General features: G+C 44.8%; 4 protein-coding genes. All 4 read right to left on the bottom strand.

Going from position 1 to position 2,513, the window contains the following annotated elements; translation table 11 throughout:
- Window positions 1–357 (bottom strand): hypothetical protein (locus tag PQR62_RS25505; protein ID WP_408160885.1); only part of this gene is annotated, 357 nt, incomplete at its 3' end.
- A gap of 67 nt (window positions 358–424) precedes the next feature.
- A complete protein-coding gene (locus PQR62_RS25510) occupies window positions 425–1,129 on the bottom strand; it encodes a hypothetical protein (protein ID WP_408160886.1) in 705 nt (234 codons plus the stop codon).
- On the bottom strand, window positions 1,122–1,772 hold the full coding sequence (locus tag PQR62_RS25515; RefSeq protein ID WP_408160887.1) for a hypothetical protein: 651 nt from the start codon (window positions 1,770–1,772) through the stop codon (window positions 1,122–1,124). The genes PQR62_RS25510 and PQR62_RS25515 overlap by 8 nt, the downstream gene beginning before the upstream one ends.
- A complete protein-coding gene (locus PQR62_RS25520) occupies window positions 1,765–2,352 on the bottom strand; it encodes a hypothetical protein (protein ID WP_408160888.1) in 588 nt (195 codons plus the stop codon). Before PQR62_RS25520 ends, PQR62_RS25515 begins: the two co-directional genes overlap by 8 nt.
- Window positions 2,353–2,513: the final 161 nt, after the last annotated feature.

Genomic DNA, 2,513 nt, shown 5'->3' on the forward strand with positions numbered 1-2,513 from the left:
AGCCACCCACTTTTCTTTCTGACGATCAAACCTCACCCATCCTTCGTTAACCATTGAATCATCTGAGCTGTAGCACTCCATTCCTATTGGGTGCTTGCTCGTGAGATAGGTCAAATCATCCAGATCAGCATATCTGGAGTCCGTAAAGCGAATGTGGCAAGGAGCATAATGCACCAGGTTCACAGCTCTCATTTTCGCCACCATCTTTTCGGTATAAATAATGTCGCGCTTAATGCTTTTGTCTTCTTCTATCGCTTGCGCAGATATTGAAATAGAGAAAATTAGTGAGATCAGTAGTTGCTTGATGCTTGATTTGACTAGGGTTAGTTTCTTCAAACTAGTTGGATGCTTATCCATTCCTGGCTGCTGACAGATTCTTGAAGTTTGGGAGACCACGAGATCTAGCTCACATTGATTTTTGTGGCTAGTCATCAATAAACTCGACCGAACGCAGAATTTCCATGGCGAGAGGAAGGAAATCACTCTTGGGCTTACTCAGGCGCATCGCTCGTCCTTGCCCACAAATTGCCTTGGGCGGACGTACAAGACAGAAATACATTTCACGATCCCGTGTTTTTGGATCGCCGTTGATGTCATCTACGGTGACGACATAGCCTTGGCTGTTTATGGCTTGAAGCTGATAGACCTTGGTACCTTTTGATAGAAGTTCTCGGTTGCGCTCGTTTCCCGAAAAGTAGGCCTCCCACAATCTTTTCCCGCTATTGAACTTCGCCCATCCGTCATTGACGGTCGCCGCATCTGAGCTATAGCACTTCATTCTGATTGGATGATCGGTTACAAAATTATTCGGGTCCTCCAGGATGGCGCGCCGGGAATCTGAAAAACGAAAACGGCAAGCTACATAATGGATGCCGGTATATCCTCTTAGCTTGGAAGCCATCTCTTCGGTGTAGATGATTTCCCGATTAACAATTTTGTCTTTTCCTGTTGCTTGTGCAGATAATGGAATGCTGAAAATGAGTAAGACCAGCAGTTGCTTGACGTTTGATTGGAGTGTAGTCAGTTTCTTCGTGTCAAGGGGATGCTCGCTCAATTTCAACACGTCGAAGATTCCAGGAATTTGAGGGCGAGTGGTCGTTGGAGCAGATTGATGCTTGTCCTCAATCATCAATGAACTCAACACTTTTCAGGACTTCTAGCACATAGGGTAAGGCATTGTTTTGGGGGGTGTTCAAGCGCATGACAGGTGCCTCTCCGCAAAGGGCCTTTGGTGGCCGAAGCAAGCAGAAGTGCATATTGCGATCTCTTGACTCCGGCGCTCCATACGTCTGGTCAATAGTGATCACGTACCCTCGGCTATTGATAGCCTGTATCTGATACACCTTCGTAACAGGGGCGAGCAATCTGCGATCTTCATCATCGCCAGAAAAATAAGCTTCCCATCTATTTTTATATTCATCAAATCTAGCCCAGCCGTTATTAACACGTCCGTTATCAACGTCTACACATTCAATATTGATCGGCAGTTCTTCAATCTGGTTTTTTTGAAAGCGATATTTCACCTTGAATCCACCGCCATTGATTTTTGTTTGATCGTTATAGCTTCCATCCAATGTTCCTGCGGACGGGATGTGGGCTTGTATGTGACAACCGACTCCCAAATTGGCTCTGTGAGAAAGGGCATTGCCTGCTTGTTCTGCATTTGGAGCGCAGGGTAAAACGCCAAGGATAAAAATAATGATTGAAAGAGCTATGGTGATCCAGTCTGGACGATTTCGAGTTATTTGATCTGCGCGTCGGGCTTCAGTCATCAATAAACTCGACTGAGCGGAGAAGCTCGAAAAGCTGAGGGAGAATGTTTGTTTCTGGTTTGCTCAGGCGCATTGAGCGGGCACGCCCACAGACTGCTATAGGAGGGCGTAAAAGGCAAAAATACATTCGGCGATCTCGCATTTTGGGATCGCCGTTGATGTCATCTACGGTTATTGCATAGCCTTGGCTGTTTACTGCTTTTATCTGATAGACCTTTGTTACTTTATCGAGCAGCTTGTGATCGCGTTTACTTCCTGAAAAATAGGCCTCCCAAATACCTGTCTGATTATTCAGCTTCGCCCAACTTTCATTGACAAGTTCTTCATCAGAACTATAACAATCCATCTTAAATGGATACTTGGAGAGTAGATAAGATGAATTGTCCAATTTGACATATGTGGAGTCCGTGAATTGGATGTGACAAGGTGCGAAGTTGGTTCCGGTAAGCGTTTTCATTTCGTTTGCTGCTCGCTCATTGCGAATGATTTCGCGCTTGATGCTTTTGGAGGATGCCGCCTGTACCGAGACTAGTAGTAAGAAAATCGATGAAATGCAGAAACGTAAAATGTCCGTTCTCATGACTTTTCGTAGTTAGAGAAAACTGGTGTCTATAAACAGGCAGCTTTGATAAGACTGAAAATAGATACGCTAATTTTTCTGTATGCCGAGTTTCAGTCATCAATAAACTCGACTGAGCGAAGAATTTCCATTGCGAATGGAAGAACATCGGATTTTGGCTT

Source organism: Herbaspirillum lusitanum (genome assembly GCF_046025995.1).
Lineage (GTDB): Bacteria > Pseudomonadota > Gammaproteobacteria > Burkholderiales > Burkholderiaceae_D > Herbaspirillum > Herbaspirillum lusitanum_A.

Coding starts and splice junctions, on each gene's coding strand:
- PQR62_RS25510 (WP_408160886.1), bottom strand. CDS start 1,129: ATGATTGAGGACAAGCATCAATCTGCTCCAACGACCACTCGCCCTCAA.
- PQR62_RS25515 (WP_408160887.1), bottom strand. CDS start 1,772: ATGACTGAAGCCCGACGCGCAGATCAAATAACTCGAAATCGTCCAGAC.
- PQR62_RS25520 (WP_408160888.1), bottom strand. CDS start 2,352: ATGAGAACGGACATTTTACGTTTCTGCATTTCATCGATTTTCTTACTA.